Source organism: Paenibacillus faecalis, from assembly GCF_900289175.1.
GTDB classification, from domain to species: domain Bacteria; phylum Bacillota; class Bacilli; order Paenibacillales; family Paenibacillaceae; genus Paenibacillus_AQ; species Paenibacillus_AQ faecalis.
On record NZ_LT985747.1, the window covers coordinates 3,151,341 to 3,176,887 of the forward strand.

Sequence of the window (25,547 nt, forward strand, 5' to 3'; positions counted from 1 at the left end):
CGCCTTTATAAAATAACATTCAGATTCAACCTTTCACCGAACCTACAAGCACGCCCTTAACGAAGTATTTTTGCAGAAAAGGGTAAACGAGCAAAATTGGAATGGTCGCCAAAATAATCGACGATGCCTGAATAGACTGTGGTGTTGTGTTGATGGCAGCATCCACATTATCTCGAAGAAAATCCCCGCTTGAAGAAATGATCAATTCCTTCAAATATAGCTGCAGCGGCTTCAGCTCCGGGTCCGTAATATAGATCATGGCGGCAAAGAAATCGTTCCAGAACGCAACGGCATAAAAAAGAGCAATCGTTGCCAGCACCGGCATGGATAGCGGCAGCATAATGTGGATCAAAATCCGGAAGTTGCCCCCTCCGTCCAGCTTTGCGGATTCTTCAAGAGAATCCGGCAGTCCCTCAAAGTAGTTTTTCATAATAAGCATATTGAACACGCTGATCATCGAAGGCAAAAACAGAACTGGCAGCGTATTAAGCAGCTTCAAGTTGTGCATCAGCAGATAGGTCGGAATCAGTCCGCCGCTAAACAGCATCGTGAATACAAACATTAAAAGCAGCCACTTCCTCCCCCTCAGTCTCACTTTAGATAATGGGTAGGCAGTGATCGTTGTCATCGTTAAACTCAGCGTTGTTCCGATAACCGTAAGCAACACAGATGTTTTAAAAGCTGAGAGAAACATGGAATCCTGCAACACATATTTATAGGTTTCAAATTGGACGCCGACGGGCAGCAAACCAACGGTTCCGGAGATGACCGCTTCCTCACTGCTCAAAGATTTGGCAATCAGGTTTACAAAAGGAATGATCGTTGTCAACCCCATCAGAATGAAAAAACAATAATTGAAAGCTGCAAAGCATTTTTCACCGAAGGAGGCTTTAATGGCTCCGTTAGATTTGGCTTTTTTCATCAGCAACTTATGTGTTTGATTCACTAGCACTCCCCCCCTTTCATTACCAAATCCCCCGCTGCAGGTACTTTTTGCTCAACGAGTTGCCAACGATCACGAGCGTGAACGAAATCACCGATTCGAACAAACCGACGGCCGTCGTAAAGCTGTAATCCTGGTTGCCAAGACCTTGTCTGTACACATAAGTGCCGATAACATCGGAAACTTTGTAGACCACCGGATTGTACATGGTCAGGATCTGCTCTGTACCCGCTTCCAAAATGCTTCCTAAACGCAGAATGAACATCAGAATGATAATCGGAGCAATGCCCGGAAGGGTAATATGCCACAGCTGCTTCCATTTTCCAGCTCCGTCAATTTTGGCGGCTTCATACAGCATCGGATCGATCATGCTGAAGGCAGCGAGATAGACAATCGTGCTCCACCCCGTTTCTTTCCACCCCGCCGAGGTGATCAGAACACTGCGAAACACACTGTTATCAAGGAAAAAAGCAATCGGTTCAAGATGAAGAGAGACAAGCAGCTTATTAACCAGCCCCCCATTGGTCGACAGCAGATCAATAAACAAACCGCTCACGATAACCCATGACAAAAAATGCGGAAGATAAATAATCGTCTGTACCGAGCGCTTGAAAATAAAGTTTTTGATCTCGTTCAGCATAAGAGCGATAATGATCGGGAGTGGAAATAAAATAACAATTTTCAGAAGGCTGATAATGACCGTGTTTTTAAAAACGAGTGCGAAATCCGGGGATGTAAATAGACTCTCAAAATGCTTTGTCCCCACCCAAGGGCTGTCGGCAAAGCCTGTGAAAATGTTGAAGTCTTTGAAAGCGATAACAATTCCGTACATAGGTGTGTACTTGAACAGCAATATGAATAAAATTCCTGGCACCAGCAGTAAATACAAATCCCATTCCTTCCATATATCCGACCAAAGACGTGACATATATCCACGATTTGAATGGGGTACGGGCAGCTTTTTTTCTGTTCCAGGCTTCATATGCTTCCCCCCTCTTCTTTGGAATGAGCAGCTTACTATAATTTTATTTTTGCAGAGGAAATTCGGATAGATGACAGTCATTACTGTTTTTGGTAATCTGATGTACACTTTGGACTTCATTTGGTGAATACAAAAAAAAGAGCATCCAAGATGGTTATTACAACCCACCTCGAATGCTCTGACATCTCAGCTGATTTACATCTTGAATTCACCCGGATTTACCCCCCAATATTTGCGAAACACCTTTGTAAAATAACTGACATCACGGTATCCAACCATACGCGCTGCATCATAAACTTTACAACCCTCCTGCAAAACCCGTTTGGCCCGTTCCATCTTTTGCTCCAGTACGTAGGAAGAAAAGGCTCTGCCTGTTTCCTGCTTGAACAAACGGCTCAGATAAGAGGAATTAATGTACATCCGGTCGGCTATCGTATGCAGCGTTATTTCTTGATCAATCTCCTGATCAATCAGGGAAAGAATTTCTTTCACAATCTGGTGACTTGTTGTTTTGCGCTGCTGCTTCATGTAAGCCGTAATATTCAGTACTGTCCTTTTAAGCCAGGACCATGTTTGCACCTTCGTATTCAGAAGCTTGATATTTTGAAAATAAGCGAAGTCTTCCTTTACAACCTGCCTGATTCTCCAGCCCTGTTTCAAAATCATCCGGGTAAACAGGCTGTTCATGTACAGCACCGCTTCATGAAATTCCTTGGACGACTCACTCTGTGAAAAACCGTCTTCCCATAGCTGGGATAAAGCTTGCATGGCTCGTTCTTCATCTGCCGTTTCGAGCGCTACCTCAAGCTGCTTTTCCAGCAGAAGCAGTCCTGACATGTCCTGTCTGGCCGGACTTTGCTCTTCACGATAAGGAATAGCGATATTATGACCATAGACAACCCGCTCCTGCAAAGCTCTGCACGCCTGTGAATACAAATGCCCCATATCTTCAATACCGCCTATGCCGGCACAAATGCCCGCGCTCGCTGTCAGCTTTAATACTTCCTTCGTCTGGGATAACAGCTTTACAACCGTGGTGTTGATAAACAGCATAACATCCTTGGGATTGCGTAATGGATCAGCCTCAAAAACAAGCATCAGATCATAATCCGGGTCCGTACAAACGTAGCAGAAAGAGGGCAGCAATATTTCCTTAGCCAAGCAATACATTGTAAATTGAAGCAGCTCGGTGTCACCTGATCCGAATCTTGTACTGTCAGCAGGAATGGGATCAAGGTCGATCACTGCCACCGCGAACTGATCATCCTCATGAATGTTCAAATATAGCTCTTTGCTCTTGGCGAGCACTTCCCTGCCTGTATATTTGCCGCGTGCCCAATGCACCATAAAATTATTTTGCAAATTCGGGAGATGCTCTTTCCACTTCTGCTTCAGCTCCGCGGTCATCTGCCATTGCTCCAGCTCCATTCGCAGCTGATCTCTCGCTTCCAAAACCGCCTGTAGGATCTCTTTCTCCCCTGCAGGCTTCAGCAAATATTTCAACACGCCGTGCTCCATCGCTTGTTGAGCAAATTCAAAGTTATCATGTCCGCTCAAAATGATCATCTTCATAAGATCTCTTTCCGCTTGACGCTCCTTCAGCTTGCGAATTAGTGTCAATCCATCCATCTCCGGCATCTGGACATCAACAAGCATTATATCCGGCATTTTACGCTCAGCTATTTCCAGCGCCTCCACGCCGTTAGATGCCAGACCTACAATCTCGATACCATGTTCTTCCCAAGGAATGTTGTAAGCAAGTGAATTCCTTAACCGGGGTTCATCTTCCACAATCATCAAATTCATTATGCGGTCCCCTCCCATTCCATTTCACATCGTTCAAGTGGAATATAAATCGTGACAATCGTACCGATTCCAGACGTGCTTTCAATCGTCATATCCGACTCTTCACCGTAATACAATCTCATTCGCGTAAACACGTTGCGAAGTCCAAACAGATCCTTTATATATTCCTCCTCCTGCGAGAGGGACGGAAAATTGCTCGATCCCATACGCATCAGCTCACCTCGTATATATTCCAGCCTCTCCTTCGTCATCCCTGGTCCGTTGTCCTGAACGCTAATATTGACGTAGTCCTTTTGCCCAATCTGCTCAATGCTGCTGGAAATAATGAGAACGCCACCGGATGATTTGCCTTCCATACCGTGAATAATCGCATTTTCCACCAAAGGCTGAAGCAGCAGCTTTAAGATCGGAATCGATTTGCTCTTCTCATCAATCCGGTACTCTACCGTGAAATGATCCAGAAACCGAAGCTGTTGAATCCGGATATAGTAATGTAGGTGTACAATACTTTCAGCAATGGAAAACACCTGTCTCCCTTTATTTAGACTCAAGCGAAAAAATTTGGACAGGTTCATAACCATTTCACTAATTTCTTCGGCCTCGTAATTTTTCGCCGTCCAGTAAATGGAATCGAGCGTGTTGTATAAAAAATGCGGGTTAATCTGGGACTGCAAAAACTTTAATTCGGTTGTTTTCAAACGAAGCTGCTGTTCATAATGGTTTTCGATTAAATGTTTTTGATCGGTGACCATCCGGTTGAAAGAAAGAATAAGAAAACCAAGCTCATCCTTTCTTTTATCTTCAATGTATACATTCAGTTCTCCATGGCTCAGCTTTTTCATTCCGCGAGACAGTTTCAGAATGGGAGCTGCAATTCCGCTGTAAATTACCCAGGAGATGATAATTGCCAGCACAATACTTATAGCGATAATCGTAAACGTATACAGACGGAGTTGATCGGTCTCCTCATAGAGTTCTTTTTTAGGTTGAACCAGAGCAAGACGCCACAGCGAATAATCAGAGTCTTTTGTAACCAGCATCTCATCCTCGGATAATTCTGCCTGACCAGTACTGCCCGTTTCAAGAATAACATCACCCTTCTCGTTCAGTAAGGAGATTCGGCTGTTCTCTGTAGGAAGAAGTGGCTTGAGTATATTCTGCAACTTGGTCTTGTTAAAGCTAACGATCAACAAATTCGACTGGCGCTCTGAATTGTACAAATCCATCGATCGAATTAATGAAATCGTATCGGTACCACTCATTTTGCCAAACGTTAAATCATCTGTCACAGGATGATCTGCCATGACATAAGAAATTCCGGTTCCATTCTTTCTTGCCGCTTCCACTAACCATTCCTGCTGAGGCTCCGACTCCAACTTCCGGCCCCCAAAATTCGTCGAGATCAATACATTCGAAGCTTGATGGTATATCGAAATTTGGGATACATAACGATTGACCGAGACGGAATTGGCCAGCTGTCCCAAAATAACTGAAAAATCAACGATGGATTTTGGAGAAAAATCCGGATCGTTTTTGTTAAGCAGTTCGTTCATCGCAGAATCGGCCGCAATTAACGTTGAAATCTCCTCCACATTTTGAAGTACGAGATCAAAGTGGTTTAGTGCTGATGCTAGCGCCATTTCCGTTCTTTCCACCGCCTGCTCATACAGGATGTCACGGGACCTCTCCAGCGCAAACAAGCTGATCATGACCAGGGGCAGCAAAATCAACAGAAAATATCCTGTCAACCTCGCCTGGATATTTTGAGAAAATTTCTCTCGAACCTTGCGGAACAAGTTATTCATCCAGACCAGCCCCCAACTTTTGCACGGTCTTGTTTCTGTACCACTCATTTACTTCCTTCGTAATTTCATCTCCACCTTCCTGCTTCCATTTCTCTACATAAGTATCAAAGGCATCGATGGGCTCGATTCCCATAATAATCTTTGTAAAAATGTCCTGCAGCCCGGACAGCTTCTTGTCATACATACTCATAGCCGGGGTTGGTATTCCATAAAACTCATTTTTAATGACGTTCTTCTTGATCATTTCCAAGTTGTTATATAATTGAAAATCTCCGAGTGAGTCCAGACGTTCTTTAGACAAAACAGGGTCCGGCACATCCACAAGCGATTGATATATCCCACGGTATAAATGCTCATCGTGCTTCTCAAAATCTATAACCATCTTGCCTTTATCCATTCGCCAGATTTCATTTTCAAATCCCAGTTTCAAATTTTTATAATCACTTGCAATGAAATCAAGCATCTGGATAACCGCTTTCGCGTTCTGTGTTCCTGCCGGGATAACGTTGTATCCCCGAATGATGTCTTTATCGTACACTCCTTTATGCCCCTTCGGGCCTGTCGGGTATTCCAGGGCAATCCATTGAGCACTAGGGTCTTTTTTCATATTGTCGGCAATCGGACCTCGGGTATCATACCAAGCTGCAGAGAACAGTCCCACTTTTCCATTCTCAATTTTCTCGTACAAATTGTTCTGCAAGTTGAGTGGAAATTCCCGATCCAAGAGCCCTTCTTCATACAACCGAGCCAAAAACATAAGCGCCTCTTTCGTCTCCGGCAGTATATTTCCGTTCACCAGTTCTCCATCCCGTTCAAACCAGAAATTCAGCTGAGTTCCAAATGCACCGAAAAACGGAGCTGAGCGCCCCAAATTGCTTGTAAAGATCAGTCCTACCGTATCATCCTCACCATTACCATCCGGATCATCCTCTGTAAACGCCCGAATGACCTCGTAATACTCATCCAATGTGACAGGAGGTTTTAGGCCAAGCCGATCCAACCAGTCTTTTCTCGCATAAACCAGCTCCACACCACTGACCTCATTCAAACTGGGAACCGCATATATTTTTCCGCCGTATCGTACACGCTCCCACACTTCTCCTGGAATTTTCTCCTTAAGATTCGGTCCATACCGGTCAATCAGATCATCCAATGCCATAAAGCCCCCCTGTTTGGCATAATTGCCAAACCAGACCGGTTCATAGACATGCATCATATCCGGCAAATTGCCTGAGGACATAATAACGTCAAGCTTCTCGTTATACACTTCCGCCGGAGGAATCGTGACCTGTATGTCAATCCCCGTTTTTTCCTCGATATAGCTCAGATATGGATTGTCATTTTCATCCATCCCAGAAGGAAATGTCATCCCCAGATTCGATATTACGATATGGATGGACGTCAGATTCTGTGTTTCAGGGGAACGGTTATCCGAACGATCTCCTATGAGGCCGCAACCGGAAACTAGGAAAGCGGTTACAAAGATAAAAATATAGATGCTTGCTTTTTTCTTCATACGCTCCAATCACTCCCTTCACTAATAAACAACATCATACTATATTTTGGCTATTTTGTGACATTAATGAGAAATTCTAGCCTTCTCATAAAGCAAAAAAAGGTGTCCCAAAAGATCCAGAGATCTTTTGAAACGCCTCGCTTGCAGTCGAGTCGTATGTAATTCAATACATCATTCACTAAAATTCAAATTCTAAGGTTTCATCTATTTAAACCGGAGATATACCGATTTCCACAAAAATGGCGTGCCAAATGGTTATCCATTTGCACGCCATTTATAATCCATTTCGTTATGCCGCTTTGTAGTCTGAAACATCCACCTCCAGCGGCATATCTTCGGCTCGTGCCTTTTTGGCTGCTGAGAAGAAGATAATGACAAGAACAGCGGTAATAACTGCCCCAACAATATAAGACATGTTCATAGACATTCTAAAACCGATCTCCGCGTTCAAAATATATACCGTCGTTGTATAGAGCATAAACGCCCCCGGAATCAAAGCAACCCAATAATTTTTCCGGGCGATGTATAGATACATAGCTCCGACGAACAACGCAATCACCGCGGTAGCTTGGTTTGCCCAGGAGAAATATCTCCATAAAATATTGAAATCGATTTGAGTAAGCGCGATCGATATGATAAACAAAGGAATAGCAATAACCAAGCGTTTGTTTATCTTGACCTGGGACAGCTTTATATAATCAGCGATGATCATACGTGCACTGCGGAAGGCGGTATCCCCTGATGTGATCGGCAGAACGATAACCCCAAGTACAGCCAATGTACCAACTGCCGCACCAAGTGTTGCCACCGCAACTTCACTTACAACAAGCCCTGTTCCACCTGTTGCCAAAAGTTCGTTCAGACCGACCGGTCCATTGAACAGACTCATTGCAGCAGCTGCCCAAACCATAGCAATGATCCCTTCAGCGATCATCATACCGTAGAAAATTTTACGCCCCTGTTTTTCATTCTGCGTCGTCCGTGAAATGATTGGTGTCTGGGTAGCATGAAAGCCGGACAGTGCTCCGCAAGTAATCGTCAGAAACAATAGCGGAAAGATTGGCAAATTATCAGGGTGCATGTTCGCAAGAGTCAGTTCAGGAATCGGAACTTGCTGAAAAATCAAAACTCCGCCTACGCCAACAGAAGATATAAGAAGCAATGCGCCAAATAGCGGATAGAAACGTCCAATGATTTTATCAATAGGCAATAATGTGGCCAAAATATAATATCCAAAAATGACAAGCGTAATGATCGGCAGACTGACAGCACCGTTCATTAAATTGTGGATCAGACTGGCTGGCGATGTGACAAATACGGTACCTACCAAAACAAGCAGCAAAATGGCAAATGCGTTGACGACGTGCTTCATCACTTTTCCAAGAAATTTTCCTGCCAGCTCAGGCAGATGAGCTCCGCGATTGCGGATCGAAATCATGCCTGTCAAATAATCATGGACCGCCCCTGCAAAAATACATCCGAGAACGATCCAGAGAAAAGCTACCGGCCCGTAAAGCGCGCCCATAATTGGCCCGAATATAGGACCGACTCCCGCGATGTTCAAAAGCTGAATAAGCGAGTTTTTGTTCGTGCTCATCGGCAAATAGTCTACCCCGTCATGGTTGACATAAGCAGGGGTTGCCCTTGTATCTTTAACCCCAAACATTTTCTCGATATATTTTCCGTAAGTGAAATAACCCAGTATTAACAAAAGGATTGAAATAATAAAAGTATACATATTCATCGCCCCTTCCGTGGAATCGCTTACATTATTATAGAATAATTCCACAGTTATATGTTTTCTATTGAATTAACATGTCAATTATAGGGCTTAAGATGTTAAAAATTTAAATTAACGTGCAGCTTCTCATCGTCTACATCAGAGCTCAAGCTCCGTGCGAAAAGCCTTGGCATAATTACGACTAACAGCAAGCATGTCGTCACACCCGTTTAATTCCAACTGATAAGCGCCGTTAAACCAGGGGACAAGTCTTTTTACGTAATTCAAATGAACGATATAGCTTTTATGAATTCTGAAAAATGGATACGGGCGAAGACGGGACTCCAATTCCTTAAGCGGCGTCTTCACAAAATATTCTCGTGCGGCAGTTTTAATCTTGGAAAAAGATTCTTCGCGGGAAATATATATAATATTATCCGGGTTCAAATATATAATCTCCCCATTCTCTTCAATGGAAAGTTTTCCGCCTGATTTCACAGCCTGCTGTATGACTGGTTTCAGACAAGCCTTCTCCAAACGTTTGACCGCTTCGGCCAACTGCTCTTCGTCAATCGGCTTAAGTAAATAATCAACAGCTTCCAGACGAAATGCATCAGCTCCAAATTGAGGATAAGCGGTAGCAAAAACAATCTTCGGAACATGTTTGAGCTCCATCATCGATTTTGCTGCCTCCAGCCCGTTCATAACCGGCATTTCCACGTCAAGAAAGACAGCATCAGGCTGTAGCTGAATCGTTTTGAGCACAGCTTGTTCACCCGACTCCGCTTCACCGACCACCTCAATGGAAGGATGCTGTTTCAGCAAATAAATCAATTCTTCACGGCTATATCTTTCATCGTCAACTACCAATGTTCGAATAGATGTGTTCATGATTACTCCCTGCCCTCCAATTGTTCTAATTCTATGCAATTACGGTACAGAAAAAGATATTTCCGTCCCTTTTTCTTGATCACTGCATATTTTTAAAGCAGCTTCTTCCCCGTACATCAAGATCAGACGTTTGTTAACGTTATAAACGGCAAGGCCGGTACCTGAAGAAGATTCAAGCACCTTTTGCCCCAAATATTTCAGTCGCTCAGAAGATATGCCTTTACCGTTATCCTTGATCGACACCGTCACTCCTGAACTTGAATTCCTCATAATGCGTATATGGATGACACAGTTCTCGCTCTTTTCCCGAAAACCGTGCCGAATACAATTTTCCACAAGCGGTTGAAGTGTTAGTGAAGGGACCTCGCTTCGCAATGCTCCCTCATCCACCTCGTAATACACCTTAAGCCTGTCTACAAACCTTAGTTCTTCAATGCTCATATAAGATTTGATATGTTGAAGCTCAACTTTCAATGTAGCTCTGTCTGAGGTGGCAGCGGTCAGATTCTGCCTGATGAAATCAGATAAGCTTCGCAGCAGTTTTCTAGCCTTCTCCGGGTCAATGCGAATTAAAGACAGGATCGTGTTCAGCGTATTAAACAAAAAATGAGGATGGATCTGTGCCTGCAGCGTTCTGATTTCGGCCTCTCTGGCCAATCTTTGGGCTTCCTCAAGCTTGGCGGCCTCAAGCTGATAGCTAAGCAGCATCGTAAGACCTGACATCAGTTCCATCGTAACATGGTTAATCTCTTTTGCATTGCGGAAATAAAACTTCAAAGTTCCTACCGTTTTGCCGCCTTGCTTAAGCGGACCAATAATCGCTGCCCCCAGGGGACAATTTTCAGCCTGGCAATGAATATCTTCACGGCTTACGATCAAAAGCTCGCCTTTCTCGATCACCCTTCGCGTCACCTCTGTCTGTAGTGGACGATTGGGGGCATGATGATCATCACCAATGCCGATATGAGCCAAAATCATTTTATCATCCGTCATGGAGATCGCACTCGCCTTGACTTCCTCAAGCAAAATCCGGCACACTGCCCCGGCGGAATCCTCGTTCATGCCTTGACGCATAAAGCCGAGTGTTTTCCTTGCAATCCGAAGTGATTTTTGGGCCTGCAAAGCAGCAACCTTCTCTTCCTCGCTCAAAACCGATTTAATAATAAGCAAAAATAAAACGCACCCAATCCCATTGGCTATAATCATCGGTATACCGATATAGGACACTAGTGAAACCGCCTGCTCGAAAGGCCTGGACAGCAGTACAATAATCAGCATTTGAAGAGCTTCAGCAAAGGCTCCCATTAAGAAAGCCGCCGTAAAAGTGACCTGATTGTTTTTCTTATGAAGCAAACTTGACAAAACCCCGGCAATAATCGTGGCTAATCCGCAAGCAAGCCCGGTAAATCCACCGAGGGTAAACCGATGAATACCAGCAATTAACCCCGCTCCCAAACCAAGCCTCCATCCGCCAAACAATCCAGCCATAACAACACCGACAACCCTTGAATTGGCAATCGCTTCTTCCTGTGTAACTTCTAACATCCACTTATTGATTTCAAGCGATTCGGTATTGACCGTAATTCCGGTGTACGTTCCGATAATCCCCAATATACCAAACAGCAATATCGCTTGAATGAGTTGATATGTATTCAGTGAATCCTGACTAAGCAAGGATCTGAAAAATTGAAACCGGGTCACGACAAAAGCAATAGTTACAATGATTCCAATACGTTCTGTCATCGATAGCAGCAGTTCAACAACCATAAAAGCCCCTCCAAGCTTTCCTCATCAAAATAGACCACAAATTGCACATGATTTTATCTTGCTCCCCCAATCTTATCATTATAAGGTCCGTGATTCATTCATGTTTCATTGGTTTATCGTTACATATATCGACCGGTATTGAGTCAAAATATGGCCAGAAAGGACTGAGCATATTATGAGCGAAAAAAAATCAGATTCAGACCAACGTTTTCCAGGCGTTCATCCCATCCCCGAACCGGATAATCCAGACGACAATGCAACCGATATGATTGATGAAGTTGTTGGTGCAATTTTGGAAAACAAGGACGAAAAAGAGATTCTAAATGAAAAAAGCACATCCAAGGATAAAAGCATACGCGATGAATAAATAACAAGGCCTAGAGCAATATGCTGCTTAGGCCTTGTTTAATTACATGTTACAAATTAGCAGAAATTCGAAAAATGGAGAGCTTTCCTGCTATTATATATTTAAAGATGTATTCAAGAAGGGGGCGGTTCATCTCATGTCCAATCAGCCGTTTCTTGCTTCAGACCATAACGATACACCTGTTATTTCTAACCGCAGGCGATTATTGATGGTTATGATCGGAAGCATCATTGCTGCCTTCGGTCTGGATATGTTTCTCGTTCCAAACGGATTCATTGCCGGGGGCATTACTGGAATTTCAGCCTTGGCCTTTCAAGTAACCGGCCTTGCGACAGGGAAATTTCTGTTTATGCTCAACCTGCCGCTGATTATCATTCTGTTCCAGCAAGCTGACCGAGAGCTGGCCGTTAGGGCAACAACCGGACTTGCCGTATTCTCGACCTGTTCGCTTCTGCTCCATCCCCTCCCACCTCTCGTTGAAGGCGGGGCGATAGCCGCAGGACTCGGCGGATTTTTCCTAGGTCTAGGCATAGGGATCGCAATCAAGCACGGAGCTATACTCGATATACTGCTACATTTACCCAAAATCCATTCACCCCTTAGAGCCATCATAAGCAAACTTCGCCTTTCCAACGCAGGCATAATTATCAATTTATTTGTTTTATCTCTGGCTGGTATGCTACTTGGTTTAGAACAGGCAATGTATTCTGCAATCGCCTGTCTAATGGCCCTTGAGGCCGCTCGATTAACCGCTTCCGGTTATTCATTAAAGCGGGAAATCGTCATTCACAGCTTTCACACTCGGGAAATTCAGAACTCTTTAGAGCAGATGCTCGGGAGGAAGTCTTTATCACTTCATATTTTAAATGATCCAGCTACTCTTGCGAAGCAACAACCTGATCAACTGTTGATATACCATATACATGTAATGGAAATGATCAGACTGAAATCAATCGTACGTAATATAGACCCATCCGCCTCTATCTTCGTGTCGCCGCTTCGTCAAAAATCATAACAATGAGCTGGCTCGTAGTCATTATTCGTACGAGTACCAGCTCATTTTATTATGTGAGCCATAACCTGCCCACCTTCCGTTTATTTCCGAAAATGCTGGATCAGAAACATAATCGCAGACCCGACAAGACTCAAAATGATACAAGTGACAATAGGAAAATAAAACTTAAAACCAGGCCGGTCAATGACAATGTCACCCGGAAGTCGGCCTATCCATCGTCCGATCAGCGGCCACAATAAACCAATTACAATCAATGTAACACCAAGAATCACCAATGTTCGAGTTACCGGATGCAACGATGATCACCTCGACATCATTATACATGATTTACAGCAGGTCCGGATAATCGGTTATGATCCCGTCAACAGCTGAATTTTGAAGCAGTGCCATGTCGAGCATATGCTTTACATTCCAGACGAATACCTTCATGCCTGCTTTATGGATTTTTTGAATATTATCTTTATTTGCAGCATCCAGTGACGGATTTACATATTGTGCGAACTGAACAAATTCCCCAATCCGTCCATCCGTCAACTCTAACGGATTGGATACTAAAACAGCAAGAGGAACGCTCGGCATGATCTTGTGAAACCGTTGAAGAGATACGGAGTTAAAAGACTGTACTATAACTTCCGGAATCTCCTCAGACGGTTTATCCAACCGATATTTCCGCAACAAATCCGCTACTTTTTGTTCAATCCCCGGGTAGATTGCTGGTGATTTCATCTCAATTAACAACGGCATTTTTCCTCCAAATCTCTCTAAAACCTCCTCAAGCGTCGGGATTTTTTCTCCCTTAAACAAAGGATCATACCATAAACCTACATCCAGCTTTTGAAGCTGCTCCAATGTCATATTCCGTACAAGCCCTTTGGCGTTACTTACTCTGTTCACATTAGTGTCATGAATAACGACCGCATGATCGTCACGGCTCAGTTGTACATCCAGCTCGATCATATCAGCCCCTAAAGCCCGGGCACGCTCGAATGCCGCCATCGTATTTTCTGGTGCATAACCGGATGCCCCCCGATGAGCAATTCGAAGAATTTTACGATCCATGGCCGTCAGCGTTCCGTTAATACTGTCCTTTCCGAGAAGTGCATACGCACTGTCACCCCATAAACTTAAAATAATGAATACCATAACAATCAATCGTAACCCCGTTCTCACCCAGCTCACCTTTTTCACATGAATATCGATTTCCTCCTTTTTTAAGTGGGTTTAGCTTTCCCCAAAGGATAGATTCCCATAAAAAATATAGTTTTCGTTCACTTCATACTTTATGACTTGTAAAATGAACGTAAATGGAGTAAATTGTACTTATATGAACGGTAACAGGTTCATGATTACAGCATAAAGGAGATAGAAGAAATGGAAAGACGTTACGCTTCACATCCGAATGAGGTTAAACAATTCGATACAGAAAGGCTTCGAAAGGAATTTCATATCCCAACTCTTTTTACCCCTGACAAACTGGAATTGGTTCTCACGCATGAGGATCGTTTCATCGTAGGCGGAGCTCACCCTGTAAATAAAGATGTTAAATTGGAAACAGATATGAAAGAGCTGGGTGTAGACTACTTCCTAGAGCGCCGCGAGTTAGGTATTATTAATGTGGGCGGAGATGGAGTTGTGATTGCAGACGGAACGGAACATAAGCTGGATCATAAAGAGTGCCTGTATGTCGGCATGGGTACGAAAGAAGTTATTTTTAAAAGCACGGATGCCAAGCAGCCAGCCAAATTTTACTTGAATTCTGCGCCAGCCCATAAAACATTCCCAACAGCAAAAGCGACACTGGAAGAAGTGGATTCCAGCGCGCTCGGCGATATCAAAAACTCAAATGACCGTGTCATCTACCGCTTTATTCATCAGAACGGCATTCAAAGCGCACAGCTGGTCATGGGGATGACTCTCCTCAAAACCGGAAACATGTGGAATACGATGCCAGCTCACACTCATCCGCGTCGTATGGAAGCGTATTTATATTTTGATCTGCCGGAAGACGCAGTCGTATTCCATCTGATGGGCGAACCGACTGAAACCCGTCATATCGTCATGAGAAATGAACAGGCGGTTATCTCGCCAAGCTGGTCCATTCATAGCGGTGTAGGAACAAGCAATTATACATTTATTTGGGGAATGGCCGGAGATAACAAAAGGTATGATGATATGGACCCAGTATCGATGAAAGAATTAAAATAGAAGTAATACAATAAACGGAAGAGTGAATAGAAATGAACCCTATTAGACGATACGAAAGCATCATGGAGCTGCTGCTGACTCAGAAGGAAGTCACGGTAGCTGAACTAAGCGAGAGACTGCAGGTTACAGGAAAAACAATTCGGGAGGATCTCACGAAGCTGGAGGAGCAGGGATTGATTGTGCGAATTCACGGGGGAGCGATGCTTGCCCAAAAAGATCAATTCGGTATTCTCCCATCTAAAGAACCGCTGACCAAACATGCAGATCAAAAAATTGAGATCTCCACATTAGCCCTGCATCATATACAGCCTGACGATATCATTGCTCTGGATGGCGGCAGCACGACGCTTGAAATTGCACGTAAACTACCTAATGAACGAATGACGGTCATTACGAATGATGTTTATATCATCAGCGAATTGGCATCCAAAGATCAGGTCCGGCTCGTCGTCCCTGGTGGTTACCGTGTGCGAAACATGCTCGCCGGGCCTGAGGCAGCAGAATACGTGAAGCAGCTAAACATCCAGAAAGCTTTCGTATCGGCAACAGGGGTGCATTTAGAGCATGGCCTTTCCATATATACAGGAGATTTGATCGATTTCAAAAAAGCTCTGGTCAGTACTTCTCGCGAAGTATTTGCTGTAGCGCATCATCAAAAGTTCGGACAAACTGCGCTGCGTACTTTTGCCGCCTTGAATGAGTTAACATCGATCATTACCGATCGGGGACTTCCGGCAGAAACAGCCAAACAGTACCGCAATGCGGGAATCTCCATTGAAATGCCAGAATAATGCTTTTGCATTTCTGCACAACCTAATCATGCTTTACAAAAGGAGATGTACCTTTCATGAACAGCTTTGACTTAACAGGTAAAACAGCGATGGTCACCGGATCTGCCCGCGGACTTGGCCAAGGGATCGCTACCGCTCTTGCTGCTGCAGGTGCAGATATTGCTGCGGTATCTTACAGCTCAAGTGAGCAGACTTTACAGAGCGTCCGGTCATACGGCAGACAAGGCGTGGATATTGTTGCCGATCTAAGTGATCATTCCAAACTTCAGGAAACATTTGATCAAGCCCTTCAGCTCACAGGTCATATTGATATTCTTGTGAATAACGCCGGTATCATACGCCGGACACCCGTGAAAGATCACAGTGAGAAGGACTGGTTTGACGTCATTGATATCAACTTGAGCACTGTATATCTTCTCTCTCAAATCGCCGGGCGTCATATGCTCGAAAGAGGAAGCGGAAAAATCATCAACATTTGCTCCATGCTCTCCTATCAGGGCGGTATGTTTGTTCCGGGATATACGGCAAGTAAACATGGAGTTGCAGGTCTTACCAAAGCATTTGCCAACGAATGGGCTGGAAGCGGTGTTCAGGTTAACGGCATCGCCCCGGGTTATATCGAAACCGATAATACAGCGCCTATACGCCAAGACCCGGAAAGAACCAAGTCGATTACAGAGCGCATACCAGCTGGTCGCTGGGGTAAGCCTGAAGATATCGGCGGCCCTGCTGTCTTTCTGTCCTCCTCCGCATCCGATTACGTAAACGGCCACGTCCTATGTGTCGACGGCGGTTGGATGTCCAGATAACAAACGATATTTAATAATGCCATCTTACTTTTTTAAAGCTTAATCCAGGCGGAATATCCGCGAAGATTAAGCTTTTTTTGCGTTCCAGCTCATCCGCCGCTTCTATACGAATACATCACGCTGATTAGGAAAACCTAACTTTAATAAAAAAACGACTGGAAATCCAAAGCTGGAAAGGGTGGATAAAATGGTCAGACAACCATACTCCATTAAAACATTGCTGGTCATGATAATATTGGCACTACTTCTTCCGGGATGTGGCGTAAAAAGCTATGACAGAACTCCAAATCCAAATATGGGGGTAGACCCGCTGCGGGTAAAGACTGGTGGACTCTTGCAAAATGCAGCATTAAAGAATACTTTACGTATCGGAACTACAAGCGATTTTCCGCCTTTCAGCTATCATGGAACAGGCGATCGGTTAACAGGTTTTGATGTCGAAATCGCTGAAGAAGTTGCCAGACACCTGAAAATGAAAGCTGTCTTTGTTGAAGTGAAAGAAAATGACCTGCTGCCAGGCTTATCAGAAGGCAAGTATGATGCAGTCTTTAGTGAAGTTGCAGATAGCAAGGAGCATCGAGCGCTATATGATATGTCTCAACCCTATACAACCTCGGCTACAGTATTAGCAGTTCGGTCGAATGAAAGTAAGGTCGAGGGATTTACCGATCTGAAGGAACAGACGGTTGCTGTTGAAAAAGTGGATGAATATCAGCAGCTTGCCTCTAAATATGGAGCCAAAACCGTTGTAACCAATGATTTATCCGAGGCGGTTGATCTGCTCGTCAAACGTAAAGCAGATGCTATCATTACAAATAGCCTATCATTGCTGAACTTGAGCCAGCAAACCTCCGATTTCCCTTTAAAAACAGCGGCTTCCCTGAAACCGGCTCATCAGATATGCGCTGCGTTCCCAAAAGGTAATTCCGACCTTGTCGCTGCAGTCGATAATGCGCTGGAAGCTATGCACGCAGATGGAAGCTACCTCACCATTTGGAACAAATATTTCGGCGATTCCCCAGCAGCGTACAAAGGAACTGTCGATCATAAATAAGCCCCCCGAAAATATTTCGGAGGGCTTTTTGCTTATTATATTTATCTGATAACTTTAGGCCTCACTTGCTTCTTCCGCCTGCTCTTCACCCGCTTCTGCTGCTTCTACAGCACGCGGAACAAGAACGGAGGCAAGCACCTCTTCACCGTCTGCAATCAATGTTATCCCTTGAGCCAAGTCAATATCGGCAACCGTTAGCTTATCGCCAATATCCATCCCGGAAACGTCCACTTCAATGGTAGTTGGAAGATCTCCTGGCAAGCCTTCTATTTCCAGCTCGGTTACCTGGGTTTGCAGTACACCGCCTCTTTTGGTTCCTTTTGCTTCTCCCAAATACTCTACCGGAATCGTAACACGAACCACTTTATTCATCGATATACGAAGGAAATCAACGTGTATTACATTGCCACGCCGCTTCTGAACATCTTTAATCAGTACGGGAAGCGGATCGGAGCCTGGAATGGCAAGATCAAACACTTCCGAACGACCTGTAATAAAAAGTCTTGAGGCTTCTTTCATATCAACGGAAACCGGAATCGTTTCCATGTTAGAGCCGTACACAACGCCGGGAAGACCTCCATTTTGACGAAGACTGCGACGTGAAGCCCGTGTAAACTCATTGCGAATTTCTGCTGTTAGTTGAACATTGTTCCCTTTTGATGACATAGTGATAAACACCCTCCTCTTGAATGAAAACAAAGTCTAACTAACCATTACCCCATTTTGATGGCTTTGAAACAACTATTTTTTATTTTGTTTAATTTTTTTAAAAACAGGGTAAATATAATTACCCCCTCTTTAAAATAATACAGAGCCTTCGGCAAACCGAAGGCTCTATTACATACTAACTGGCTATATCTGAGTGAGAACCGCATTTTCCTTTTCCGCTGATCACCTTAACTTTTAACCGCTCTTCCCCTGAAGGGATGGTGATAAAACGGTCTTGCTCTGACTCTCTAGCTTCCCAATCATTCAAACGAATAATAAAACCGATCCGTTTTACGTCAGCCGCGGCGTAAATTAAAGCGCTAACCCCTCCATCCTCTTTTGGCGTGAAGTCAATCCTTCCATCCTGGACCCCCGTATCCCATACCCAAACATTCCAGCCATCATAATGATGATCTGCCCGCTCATACTCCAGCTCGATAGCCACAATATTTTTTTTCGGCCGCTCCTCATCTGCATATAACACCATCACAGACAGCTTAGGTACGGTAACTTTGGAAGCGTCAATCTCCATAAGCGTTTCTATACCAGCTCTTTTGTCATTTACAACAACATTCCAAACATATGGCGACGCCGGCAACTCCATAACGGTATCGCTACACCGTCCATTGACGATAACAACAATTTTGTTCCAGCTATCCCCACTCCCGTTATTCTCCAATTGGTAAGCTACAATTTGTTCTCCACAGCGAATGATGCTCATGTTCTTTTCGATCTGTTCACGATCTTCCATCCTGAAAGATGAATGCTTCCGACGAAGTTCAAGCAGCCCTTTATAATATTGAAAAACAGGAAGAAAACGCGCTTTGTTCTCCCATCTTATCGCATTAACTGCATCTCCGCTCCGATAACTGTTATGATCGCCAAACTTGCTCCTCAGCAGTTCATCGCCTGCATGGATAAGCGGAATCCCCTGGGATAACAGTACGATACTGTTAGCCAGCAAGCTTCGACGCACAGGCTCGGAATTCAATATATCATCATCCGAAACAGCAAAATAAGGTTGACTTTCAAACACTTTCTTCCATATATCTCCACCATCTGCCGGTACGCCATTTTTCATATGAAGAAGCCCTGCTTTACGTCCTAATCCCATTGCAGTCAGTACCTTATCCCATAAGTTCAAATTATCATGTACCGTCACATAGTTGATCGTTTCCGAAGCAGCGTAGGCAAAGTCGTGAATCGACCCTAGCATACCTTCAGCCACTGATTTCTCAAAGCCGGAAGCCCCGGTAGCAAACCCTTTTTCACTTCCGTCATTATCCCCTTTAATGGCGTAACGAAAATGATCGTTAAACACTGCGAAGCCTTTCCCTCGCTGGCTTCCTTTGACCGTCTTGCTTACAAGCGGACTTTCCGCTCCTGTCCAAGGCTCTCCATAAATCAGCAATGAAGGTTTTACCTCACGGCGAAGCTCCTCTACAATCTCAAACATCGTTGTCTTGTCGATCAGAGCCATCAGATCAAACCGAAAACCGTCTATATGGTACTCCTCAACCCAATAACGCAGGGAATCTTTAATATATTTTCGAACCATCGGTTTTTCCGTAGCTAGCTCATTACCGACTCCCGAACCGTTGGACAATTCGCCATTTTCGTGCCGGCGATAAAAGTATCCGGGAACAATCGGCTCAAATGGGCCGTCATCAACCGTATAAGTATGATTATAAACGACATCCATAATGACTCTGATCCCCTTATTGTGAAGGGCCATTATCATTTCTTTACATTCCCGAATACGAACCTCCGGCTTTGTCGGATCGGTTGAATAAGAGCCCTCCGGCACGTTATAATTTTGCGGATCATAGCCCCAGTTATACTCTTTTCCTGTGTAATAGGATCCTGTCTCTTCAAGCTCATTGACCGTCCTGAAATCAGATATGGGCAAAAGCTGCACATGTGTTACACCTAACTCGGCAAGATGATCTATTCCCAGGCTATTTCCGTATTCATCCTTCAGCCCGTGTTCTGTAAACGCCTTATACTTCCCCTTATATTTCATACCGGAGTTAGACGATATCGAAAAATCCCTTACATGCAGTTCATACAGCACCGCATCGGTAGGCTGGATCGGCGGGGGAGATGAATCAAACGCCCAACCGTCAGGACGGCAAGCTTCCGGATCAACGATAGCTCCGCGGCAACCATTAGCCGATACTGCTGTTGCATAAGGGTCTACAGCGAAGCGATATCCGCCGTGATCATGTTTTATTTTGTAAAGGTAGTATCGACCTGCCAAATCCCCAGTTATGATGGAAGTCCATACCCCATCGTCCCCGCGACTCATGCGGATTTCTTGTCCGCCCTCATGGTCCATAACTAACCCAGATTCATCGTAAATACCGGCATCTTTATACAGTACTAAAGATACCGCACGGGCCGTTGGCGCCCATAGCCTAAAAACACTTTTATTTTTTCTATAAGTTACACCAAGTTTTATGTTTGTTTTATAATGGAACATGTCCATGCTCATCATTATCACCGTCGCTTTTTATCGCTGGATTTCTAATAGTATTGGCTTCTGATTCATTAGCCAGACCTCACCCTTAGTTGATAAATCGCTACATATTTAGTTTATGCCAGGCCATGCCTATCGGCTTATGTACCCTTTTCTCTTTATCTGATCAATGCTTGTACAATCGCTTCTATAACATACATATACTTAGACAGGAAAGATAAAATAGAATCCGACAACGAACAAGAAATTTATTTTAAAATAAAAAAAGCACCCGTCTTCAAAAGACGGATGCTAAAAACACCCTTGATAAAACTTCGAAAAACCTTGATCAACCATACAGCTTGCTTACTGCTTACTCAGCAGTTGCTTTTTTTACAAGATCAACAACTTCCTCCGCTGTGCGCATCTCCAGCGCCTTTGCCGCTAGCTCCTGCATCTCCGCACGGGAGAGACGGGAAATTTGACTGCGTGCCGGAAGGATGGAGGTTGCACTCATACTGAATTCATCCAATCCCAAACCGAGCAGCAGCGGAATCGCAACGGGATCTCCTGCCATCTCCCCGCACATGCCCGCCCAGCGGCCTTCACGGTGAGCAGCATCAATGACCATTTTTACAAGACGCAGAATGGCCGGATTATACGGTTGGTACAGATAAGATACACGTTCATTCATCCGGTCGGCAGCCATCGTATACTGGATCAGATCATTGGTTCCGATACTGAAGAAATCAACTTCCTTCGCGAACTGATCGGCCATTACAGCTGTTGACGGAATCTCCACCATAATTCCGAGTTGGATGTTATCTGAAACAGCGATCCCTTCAGAAACAAGCTTGCTCTTTTCCTCTTCCAACAGAGCCTTAGCCTCACGGAATTCGCCCAAAGTAGCGATCATTGGAAACATAATCCGCAAATCGCCGTGAACACTTGCCCGGAGCAGTGCCCGAAGCTGGGTTCTGAAAATATCCTGTCGCTCCAGACAAAGGCGAACTGCACGGAATCCAAGGAACGGGTTCATCTCTTTTGGCAAATCGAGATAAGGCAATTCTTTATCGCCCCCGATGTCGAGCGTGCGAACTACAACAGGCTTGCCTTCCATCTTCTCAAGCACAGTCTTGTAGGCATTGTACTGAATTTCCTCCGAAGGCAATTTCTCGCGCCCCATGTACAAAAATTCCGTACGATAGAGCCCTACGCCTTCACCTCCGTTTTCCAGAACACCAGCCACATCGTTAGGTGTACCGATATTAGCCGCAAGCTCCACCTGAACCCCGTCTTTCGATACAGTAGGCTCACTTCTCAGCTTCTTCCACTCTTCAACCTGCTTCGCATAGGCCTCCTGCTTGTTGCGGTACTCCGCAACCGTCGCTTCGGAAGGGTTGATCAGCACGTTCCCTTCAAGACCATCAACGATGACCAGATCACCGTTTTTCACCAAAGAAAGAACGTTTTTCGTACCGACAACGGCAGGGATTTCAAGTGAACGCGCCATAATCGCTGAATGGGATGTGCGGCCACCAATATTCGTTGCGAAGCCTTTGACATATTGACGATTCAGCTGCGCCGTATCTGAAGGTGTCAGGTCCTCGGCAATGACGATAACTTCCTCATTGATTTCGGACGGACTAACATAGTTCAGTCCAAGCAAATGCTTTAGTATACGCTTCGTTACATCGCGCATATCGGCTGCGCGCTCCTGAAGATAAGCGCTTTTCATATTTTGAAACATCTCGATAAATTGCTCCGCTGTTTCATTCAAAGCATATTCTGCCGTAACTGCTTCCGAGGCAATTTTATCTTTTACCGGTGTAATCAGCTCAGGATCATCCAGAATGAGAAGGTGAGATTCAAAAATCTCAGCCTTCTTCTCACCCAGCTCTTGACGGGTCCGCTCCTTAATGGCCTCAAGCTCAGCTCGGGATTTATCCAGTGCGCTTTCAAGTCTGGCCACCTCTTTGCCGGCATCCTCCGCCTTTTGAGTTGTTACCGTGTAATCCGGATGCTCCAGGGTAAATGCACGGGCAATGGCAATACCTGCCGAAGCCGCGATTCCCTTTATATTATTCATTGAGTTCGCCCAGCCCTTCATTGATCATAACGTCCGTCAATGCAGACAGTGCTTCTTCCTCACTGGCTCCTTCCGAAATAAGAGTAAGTGTATCCCCTTGCTCCAACCCCAGTGACAGAACACCCAGAATCGATTTCAACGTTACTTTTTTACCATTCGCCTCAGCGAAAGATTCTGTGTCTTTAAATTTATTAGCGGTATTTACCAATGCTGTAGCGGGACGTGCGTGAATCCCATCCTCGTCGACAATTCTAAACGTTTTTTGCATGTTCTTCATCCTCTTTCTTTTTTTATTTATTTATTATTCCCCAATGAACTATTTCATTGTAATAATATTGGGTTCGCCTGATTTGACAACACCTGTTTTATTCAGCTTCACCGACACTCCCTCTGGAAGATTGGAGAAGATAACCGGAGTTATAATCGATTTGGCATGCTCTCTCACATATTCCAGATCGACTTCCATTATCGGCTGTCCGGGTGATACATGATCCCCTTCGCTCACGAGCACTTTAAAGCCTTGTCCCTTCAATTTAACCGTATTTACACCAATGTGAACAAGCACTTCTTTACCGCCATCGGACATAATGCCGACCGCATGTTTACTCGGGAATACATTAAATACTTTACCAGAAACAGGTGACGAAATCATTCCATCATGGGGCAAAATAGCAAATCCATCACCTGTCATCCGTTCGGAAAACACCGGATCAGGAACATTGGAAATATCCATCAGTTCCCCGTTAACCGGAGCAACGATCTCTTCCATCATCACAGCATCGCCATCTTGTTCCGCTTCCTGCTCTACAACATCCGATTCCTCTTCATTCGTTACAGAGGAAGGAGCAGGAGCAAGACCTGACATAATATCTTGAATTTGCGATTTGATCGTATCCGACCGAGTACCAAAAATCGCTTGAATATTGTTGCCTACTTCCAGTACGCCAGAAGCGCCCAACTTTTTCAACCCTGCTTTATCAACACTCTCTTTATTTTTCACTTCAACACGAAGACGTGTAATACACGCATCCAAATGCGCGATGTTTGCTTGTCCTCCAAGTGCGCTCAAAATTTCATACGGCAATTGATCCTTGCTGCCTCCACCGGATTCATTCTTCTCTTCCTGCCCATCCTCTCGACCAGGAGTTTTCAGATTGAACTTGCGAATAACAAATCGGAAGCCAAAATAGTAGATCACTGCCATGATCAATCCAACGATGATCACATTCCACCAAGGTGTACGGTTTGGAATTACCCCGAATATCATATAGTCGATTAATCCACCCGAGAAAGTCATTCCGATCTTGGTGTTCAGAATATGCATCGTCATGAAGGACAAACCTGCAAATACTGCATGAACTGCAAACAAGAGCGGCGCTACGAATAAGAAGGAGAACTCAAGCGGCTCCGTAATCCCTGTCAAAAAGGAAGTCAGAGCGGCCGACCCCATAATACCCGCAACGTACTTTTTGTGTTCCGGTCTTGCTTCGTGGAAAATCGCAAGTGCCGCAGCCGGAAGACCGAACATCATAAACGGAAATTTCCCCGTCATGAAAGTACCTGCGGTAAACTCAACCCCGTCTCGAAGCTGGGCCATAAAAATATTTTGATCCCCGCGTATGACCTGTCCTGCCTGGTTCACATACTCACCGAATTCAAACCAAAACGGTGAATAGAAGATGTGATGCAGACCAAACGGAATCAACCCTCGCTCCACGACGCCGAACACAAACGCCGACAGCGTTAAATTCTGCTCCAACATAAAATGTGAAGCGGCATTTAGCCCCGTTTGAATCGGCGGCCAGATCACCGTCATGAGCAAGCCCAGCAACACCGAAGTCACAGCTGTCATAATCGGTACAAATCGCTTGCCTGCAAAGAAGCCCAGATAAGATGGCAGCTCGATTTTGAAAAACCGATTGTACATGCTGGCTGCTAATATACCGACTATGATCCCCCCGAAAACGCCGGTAGACAGCGTTGGAATACCGAGCACGCTTGCATATGCATTGTCAGTCCCGATCATGGACGGTGTGACACCAATCACCGTTCCCATGGTTACGTTCATCACAAGATATCCGACAATGGCAGCAAGGCCCGCAACTCCGTCACCTCCGGCCAATCCTACGGCTACACCAACAGCAAACAGCAATGACAAATTCGTAAATACGATCTGTCCGGCGTTCATCATGATCGTTGCAACCGCTTGAATCCATTCTGCTCCAAGCCATGGGGCATATTGCAGGAAGTCATCATTGACCAGCATATTACCTAACCCCAATAGCAGGCCGGCAGCCGGGAGGATAGCAACCGGCAGCATGAGTGCCTTACCGACCCTCTGCAGTACACCAAAAAATCGCTTGAACATTGTAATACCCCTTCCTTCTAATTGTCGAATCAAGGTGTACATACAAAACTTCAAATCAAAAAAGGCATGAATATATACCAGGTATCGATTGCTTCTATCACTTATACGGCTAATATACCCATATAAATGATGGAAGCAACCAAAATAACCTGTTATACACTCATGCCTGATCGAATCAGTTACACGTTGATTTGCAGTTTTGTTAAATTACTGACAGTATCATAACACCCATTTCATCCGGTTTCAAGCCAAT

The 25,547-nt window shown here is 44.7% G+C and carries 21 protein-coding genes; 6 read left to right on the forward strand and 15 right to left on the reverse strand.

Annotation, left to right across the window (positions count from 1 at the left end; genetic code table 11):
- Positions 1-25 precede the first annotated feature (25 nt).
- From C8268_RS14955 to C8268_RS14990, 8 genes are all read right to left on the reverse strand, one after another.
- Complete coding sequence (locus C8268_RS14955) at positions 26-922, reverse strand: carbohydrate ABC transporter permease (RefSeq protein ID WP_106769975.1); 897 nt, start codon at positions 920-922, stop codon at positions 26-28.
- Between the two features lie 43 nt (positions 923-965).
- On the reverse strand, positions 966-1,925 hold the full coding sequence (locus C8268_RS14960; protein ID WP_106768409.1) for an ABC transporter permease: 960 nt from the start codon (positions 1,923-1,925) through the stop codon (positions 966-968).
- Between the two features lie 195 nt (positions 1,926-2,120).
- Positions 2,121-3,731 (reverse strand): response regulator transcription factor, encoded by a 1,611-nt coding sequence (locus C8268_RS14965; protein WP_106768410.1) that lies wholly within the window; start codon positions 3,729-3,731, stop codon positions 2,121-2,123.
- The gene (locus C8268_RS14970; RefSeq protein WP_106768411.1) at positions 3,731-5,536 is read right to left on the reverse strand and encodes a cache domain-containing sensor histidine kinase; all 1,806 of its coding nucleotides are present in this window, start codon (positions 5,534-5,536) and stop codon (positions 3,731-3,733) included. Before C8268_RS14970 ends, C8268_RS14965 begins: the two co-directional genes overlap by 1 nt.
- Positions 5,529-7,052, reverse strand: a complete 1,524-nt coding sequence (locus C8268_RS14975; protein ID WP_106768412.1) for an extracellular solute-binding protein — start codon at positions 7,050-7,052, stop codon at positions 5,529-5,531. The genes C8268_RS14970 and C8268_RS14975 overlap by 8 nt, the downstream gene beginning before the upstream one ends.
- A 289-nt stretch (positions 7,053-7,341) precedes the next feature.
- Positions 7,342-8,790, reverse strand: coding sequence for a carbon starvation CstA family protein (locus C8268_RS14980; RefSeq protein WP_106768413.1), 1,449 nt, complete (start codon positions 8,788-8,790; stop codon positions 7,342-7,344).
- Positions 8,791-8,931: 141 nt separating this feature from the next.
- A complete protein-coding gene (locus tag C8268_RS14985) occupies positions 8,932-9,663 on the reverse strand; it encodes a LytR/AlgR family response regulator transcription factor (protein ID WP_106768414.1) in 732 nt (243 codons plus the stop codon).
- Between the two features lie 39 nt (positions 9,664-9,702).
- The gene (locus C8268_RS14990) at positions 9,703-11,430 is read right to left on the reverse strand and encodes a sensor histidine kinase (protein ID WP_106768415.1); all 1,728 of its coding nucleotides are present in this window, start codon (positions 11,428-11,430) and stop codon (positions 9,703-9,705) included.
- Between the two features lie 175 nt (positions 11,431-11,605).
- On the opposite strand from C8268_RS14990, the gene C8268_RS14995 reads away from it, so the two are divergent.
- Positions 11,606-11,797 (forward strand): hypothetical protein, encoded by a 192-nt coding sequence (locus C8268_RS14995; RefSeq protein ID WP_106768416.1) that lies wholly within the window; start codon positions 11,606-11,608, stop codon positions 11,795-11,797.
- A 136-nt stretch (positions 11,798-11,933) separates the two neighbouring features.
- Positions 11,934-12,812 carry a YitT family protein gene (locus C8268_RS15000; protein ID WP_106768417.1) on the forward strand — a complete coding sequence of 293 codons (879 nt, stop codon included), beginning with the start codon at positions 11,934-11,936 and terminating at the stop codon, positions 12,810-12,812.
- A gap of 80 nt (positions 12,813-12,892) precedes the next feature.
- Here C8268_RS15000 and C8268_RS15005 read toward each other — a convergent pair whose 3' ends face one another.
- Positions 12,893-13,108: a DUF2905 domain-containing protein gene (locus C8268_RS15005; RefSeq protein ID WP_106768418.1), complete on the reverse strand. Its 216-nt coding sequence runs from the start codon at positions 13,106-13,108 to the stop codon at positions 12,893-12,895.
- A 31-nt stretch (positions 13,109-13,139) separates the two neighbouring features.
- Entirely contained in the window at positions 13,140-14,000 is an 861-nt protein-coding gene (locus C8268_RS15010; protein WP_106768419.1) for a glycerophosphodiester phosphodiesterase, read from the reverse strand.
- A 183-nt stretch (positions 14,001-14,183) separates the two neighbouring features.
- On the opposite strand from C8268_RS15010, the gene kduI reads away from it, so the two are divergent.
- The 4 genes from kduI (at position 14,184) to C8268_RS15030 (ending at position 17,671) form a co-directional block, all read left to right on the forward strand.
- Positions 14,184-15,017 carry a 5-dehydro-4-deoxy-D-glucuronate isomerase gene (gene kduI / locus C8268_RS15015; RefSeq protein ID WP_106768420.1) on the forward strand — a complete coding sequence of 278 codons (834 nt, stop codon included), beginning with the start codon at positions 14,184-14,186 and terminating at the stop codon, positions 15,015-15,017.
- 32 nt (positions 15,018-15,049) lie between these two features.
- Positions 15,050-15,808: a DeoR/GlpR family DNA-binding transcription regulator gene (locus C8268_RS15020; RefSeq protein WP_106768421.1), complete on the forward strand. Its 759-nt coding sequence runs from the start codon at positions 15,050-15,052 to the stop codon at positions 15,806-15,808.
- Between the two features lie 56 nt (positions 15,809-15,864).
- Positions 15,865-16,617 carry a 2-dehydro-3-deoxy-D-gluconate 5-dehydrogenase KduD gene (gene kduD / locus C8268_RS15025; protein ID WP_106768422.1) on the forward strand — a complete coding sequence of 251 codons (753 nt, stop codon included), beginning with the start codon at positions 15,865-15,867 and terminating at the stop codon, positions 16,615-16,617.
- Positions 16,618-16,804: 187 nt separating this feature from the next.
- Complete coding sequence (locus C8268_RS15030; RefSeq protein ID WP_106768423.1) at positions 16,805-17,671, forward strand: transporter substrate-binding domain-containing protein; 867 nt, start codon at positions 16,805-16,807, stop codon at positions 17,669-17,671.
- Positions 17,672-17,725: 54 nt separating this feature from the next.
- Here C8268_RS15030 and C8268_RS15035 read toward each other — a convergent pair whose 3' ends face one another.
- The 5 genes from C8268_RS15035 to ptsG all read right to left on the reverse strand — a co-directional run bounded on the left by C8268_RS15035 (position 17,726) and on the right by ptsG (position 25,294).
- Complete coding sequence (locus C8268_RS15035) at positions 17,726-18,337, reverse strand: 50S ribosomal protein L25 (protein WP_106768424.1); 612 nt, start codon at positions 18,335-18,337, stop codon at positions 17,726-17,728.
- A 178-nt stretch (positions 18,338-18,515) separates the two neighbouring features.
- Positions 18,516-20,861: a type I pullulanase gene (pulA, locus tag C8268_RS15040; RefSeq protein WP_234032818.1), complete on the reverse strand. Its 2,346-nt coding sequence runs from the start codon at positions 20,859-20,861 to the stop codon at positions 18,516-18,518.
- Between the two features lie 349 nt (positions 20,862-21,210).
- The gene (ptsP, locus tag C8268_RS15045) at positions 21,211-22,926 is read right to left on the reverse strand and encodes a phosphoenolpyruvate--protein phosphotransferase (RefSeq protein ID WP_106768425.1); all 1,716 of its coding nucleotides are present in this window, start codon (positions 22,924-22,926) and stop codon (positions 21,211-21,213) included.
- The gene (locus C8268_RS15050) at positions 22,919-23,194 is read right to left on the reverse strand and encodes an HPr family phosphocarrier protein (protein WP_106768426.1); all 276 of its coding nucleotides are present in this window, start codon (positions 23,192-23,194) and stop codon (positions 22,919-22,921) included. The genes ptsP and C8268_RS15050 overlap by 8 nt, the downstream gene beginning before the upstream one ends.
- Positions 23,195-23,242: 48 nt before the next feature.
- Entirely contained in the window at positions 23,243-25,294 is a 2,052-nt protein-coding gene (gene ptsG, locus C8268_RS15055; protein WP_106768427.1) for a glucose-specific PTS transporter subunit IIBC, read from the reverse strand.
- Between the last annotated feature and the right edge of the window lie 253 nt (positions 25,295-25,547).

What these genes read in the sequence shown, in the direction of transcription:
- C8268_RS14955 (WP_106769975.1), bottom strand. Translation starts at nt 922, where the DNA reads ATGAAAAAAGCCAAATCTAACGGAGCCATTAAAGCCTCCTTCGGTGAA.
- C8268_RS14960 (WP_106768409.1), bottom strand. Translation starts at nt 1,925, where the DNA reads ATGAAGCCTGGAACAGAAAAAAAGCTGCCCGTACCCCATTCAAATCGT.
- C8268_RS14965 (WP_106768410.1), bottom strand. Translation starts at nt 3,731, where the DNA reads ATGAATTTGATGATTGTGGAAGATGAACCCCGGTTAAGGAATTCACTT.
- C8268_RS14970 (WP_106768411.1), bottom strand. Translation starts at nt 5,536, where the DNA reads ATGAATAACTTGTTCCGCAAGGTTCGAGAGAAATTTTCTCAAAATATC.
- C8268_RS14975 (WP_106768412.1), bottom strand. Translation starts at nt 7,052, where the DNA reads ATGAAGAAAAAAGCAAGCATCTATATTTTTATCTTTGTAACCGCTTTC.
- C8268_RS14980 (WP_106768413.1), bottom strand. Translation starts at nt 8,790, where the DNA reads ATGTATACTTTTATTATTTCAATCCTTTTGTTAATACTGGGTTATTTC.
- C8268_RS14985 (WP_106768414.1), bottom strand. Translation starts at nt 9,663, where the DNA reads ATGAACACATCTATTCGAACATTGGTAGTTGACGATGAAAGATATAGC.
- C8268_RS14990 (WP_106768415.1), bottom strand. Translation starts at nt 11,430, where the DNA reads ATGGTTGTTGAACTGCTGCTATCGATGACAGAACGTATTGGAATCATT.
- C8268_RS14995 (WP_106768416.1), top strand. Translation starts at nt 11,606, where the DNA reads ATGAGCGAAAAAAAATCAGATTCAGACCAACGTTTTCCAGGCGTTCAT.
- C8268_RS15000 (WP_106768417.1), top strand. Translation starts at nt 11,934, where the DNA reads ATGTCCAATCAGCCGTTTCTTGCTTCAGACCATAACGATACACCTGTT.
- kduI (WP_106768420.1), top strand. Translation starts at nt 14,184, where the DNA reads ATGGAAAGACGTTACGCTTCACATCCGAATGAGGTTAAACAATTCGAT.
- C8268_RS15020 (WP_106768421.1), top strand. Translation starts at nt 15,050, where the DNA reads ATGAACCCTATTAGACGATACGAAAGCATCATGGAGCTGCTGCTGACT.
- kduD (WP_106768422.1), top strand. Translation starts at nt 15,865, where the DNA reads ATGAACAGCTTTGACTTAACAGGTAAAACAGCGATGGTCACCGGATCT.
- C8268_RS15030 (WP_106768423.1), top strand. Translation starts at nt 16,805, where the DNA reads ATGGTCAGACAACCATACTCCATTAAAACATTGCTGGTCATGATAATA.
- C8268_RS15035 (WP_106768424.1), bottom strand. Translation starts at nt 18,337, where the DNA reads ATGTCATCAAAAGGGAACAATGTTCAACTAACAGCAGAAATTCGCAAT.
- pulA (WP_234032818.1), bottom strand. Translation starts at nt 20,861, where the DNA reads ATGTTCCATTATAAAACAAACATAAAACTTGGTGTAACTTATAGAAAA.
- ptsP (WP_106768425.1), bottom strand. Translation starts at nt 22,926, where the DNA reads ATGAATAATATAAAGGGAATCGCGGCTTCGGCAGGTATTGCCATTGCC.
- C8268_RS15050 (WP_106768426.1), bottom strand. Translation starts at nt 23,194, where the DNA reads ATGCAAAAAACGTTTAGAATTGTCGACGAGGATGGGATTCACGCACGT.
- ptsG (WP_106768427.1), bottom strand. Translation starts at nt 25,294, where the DNA reads ATGTTCAAGCGATTTTTTGGTGTACTGCAGAGGGTCGGTAAGGCACTC.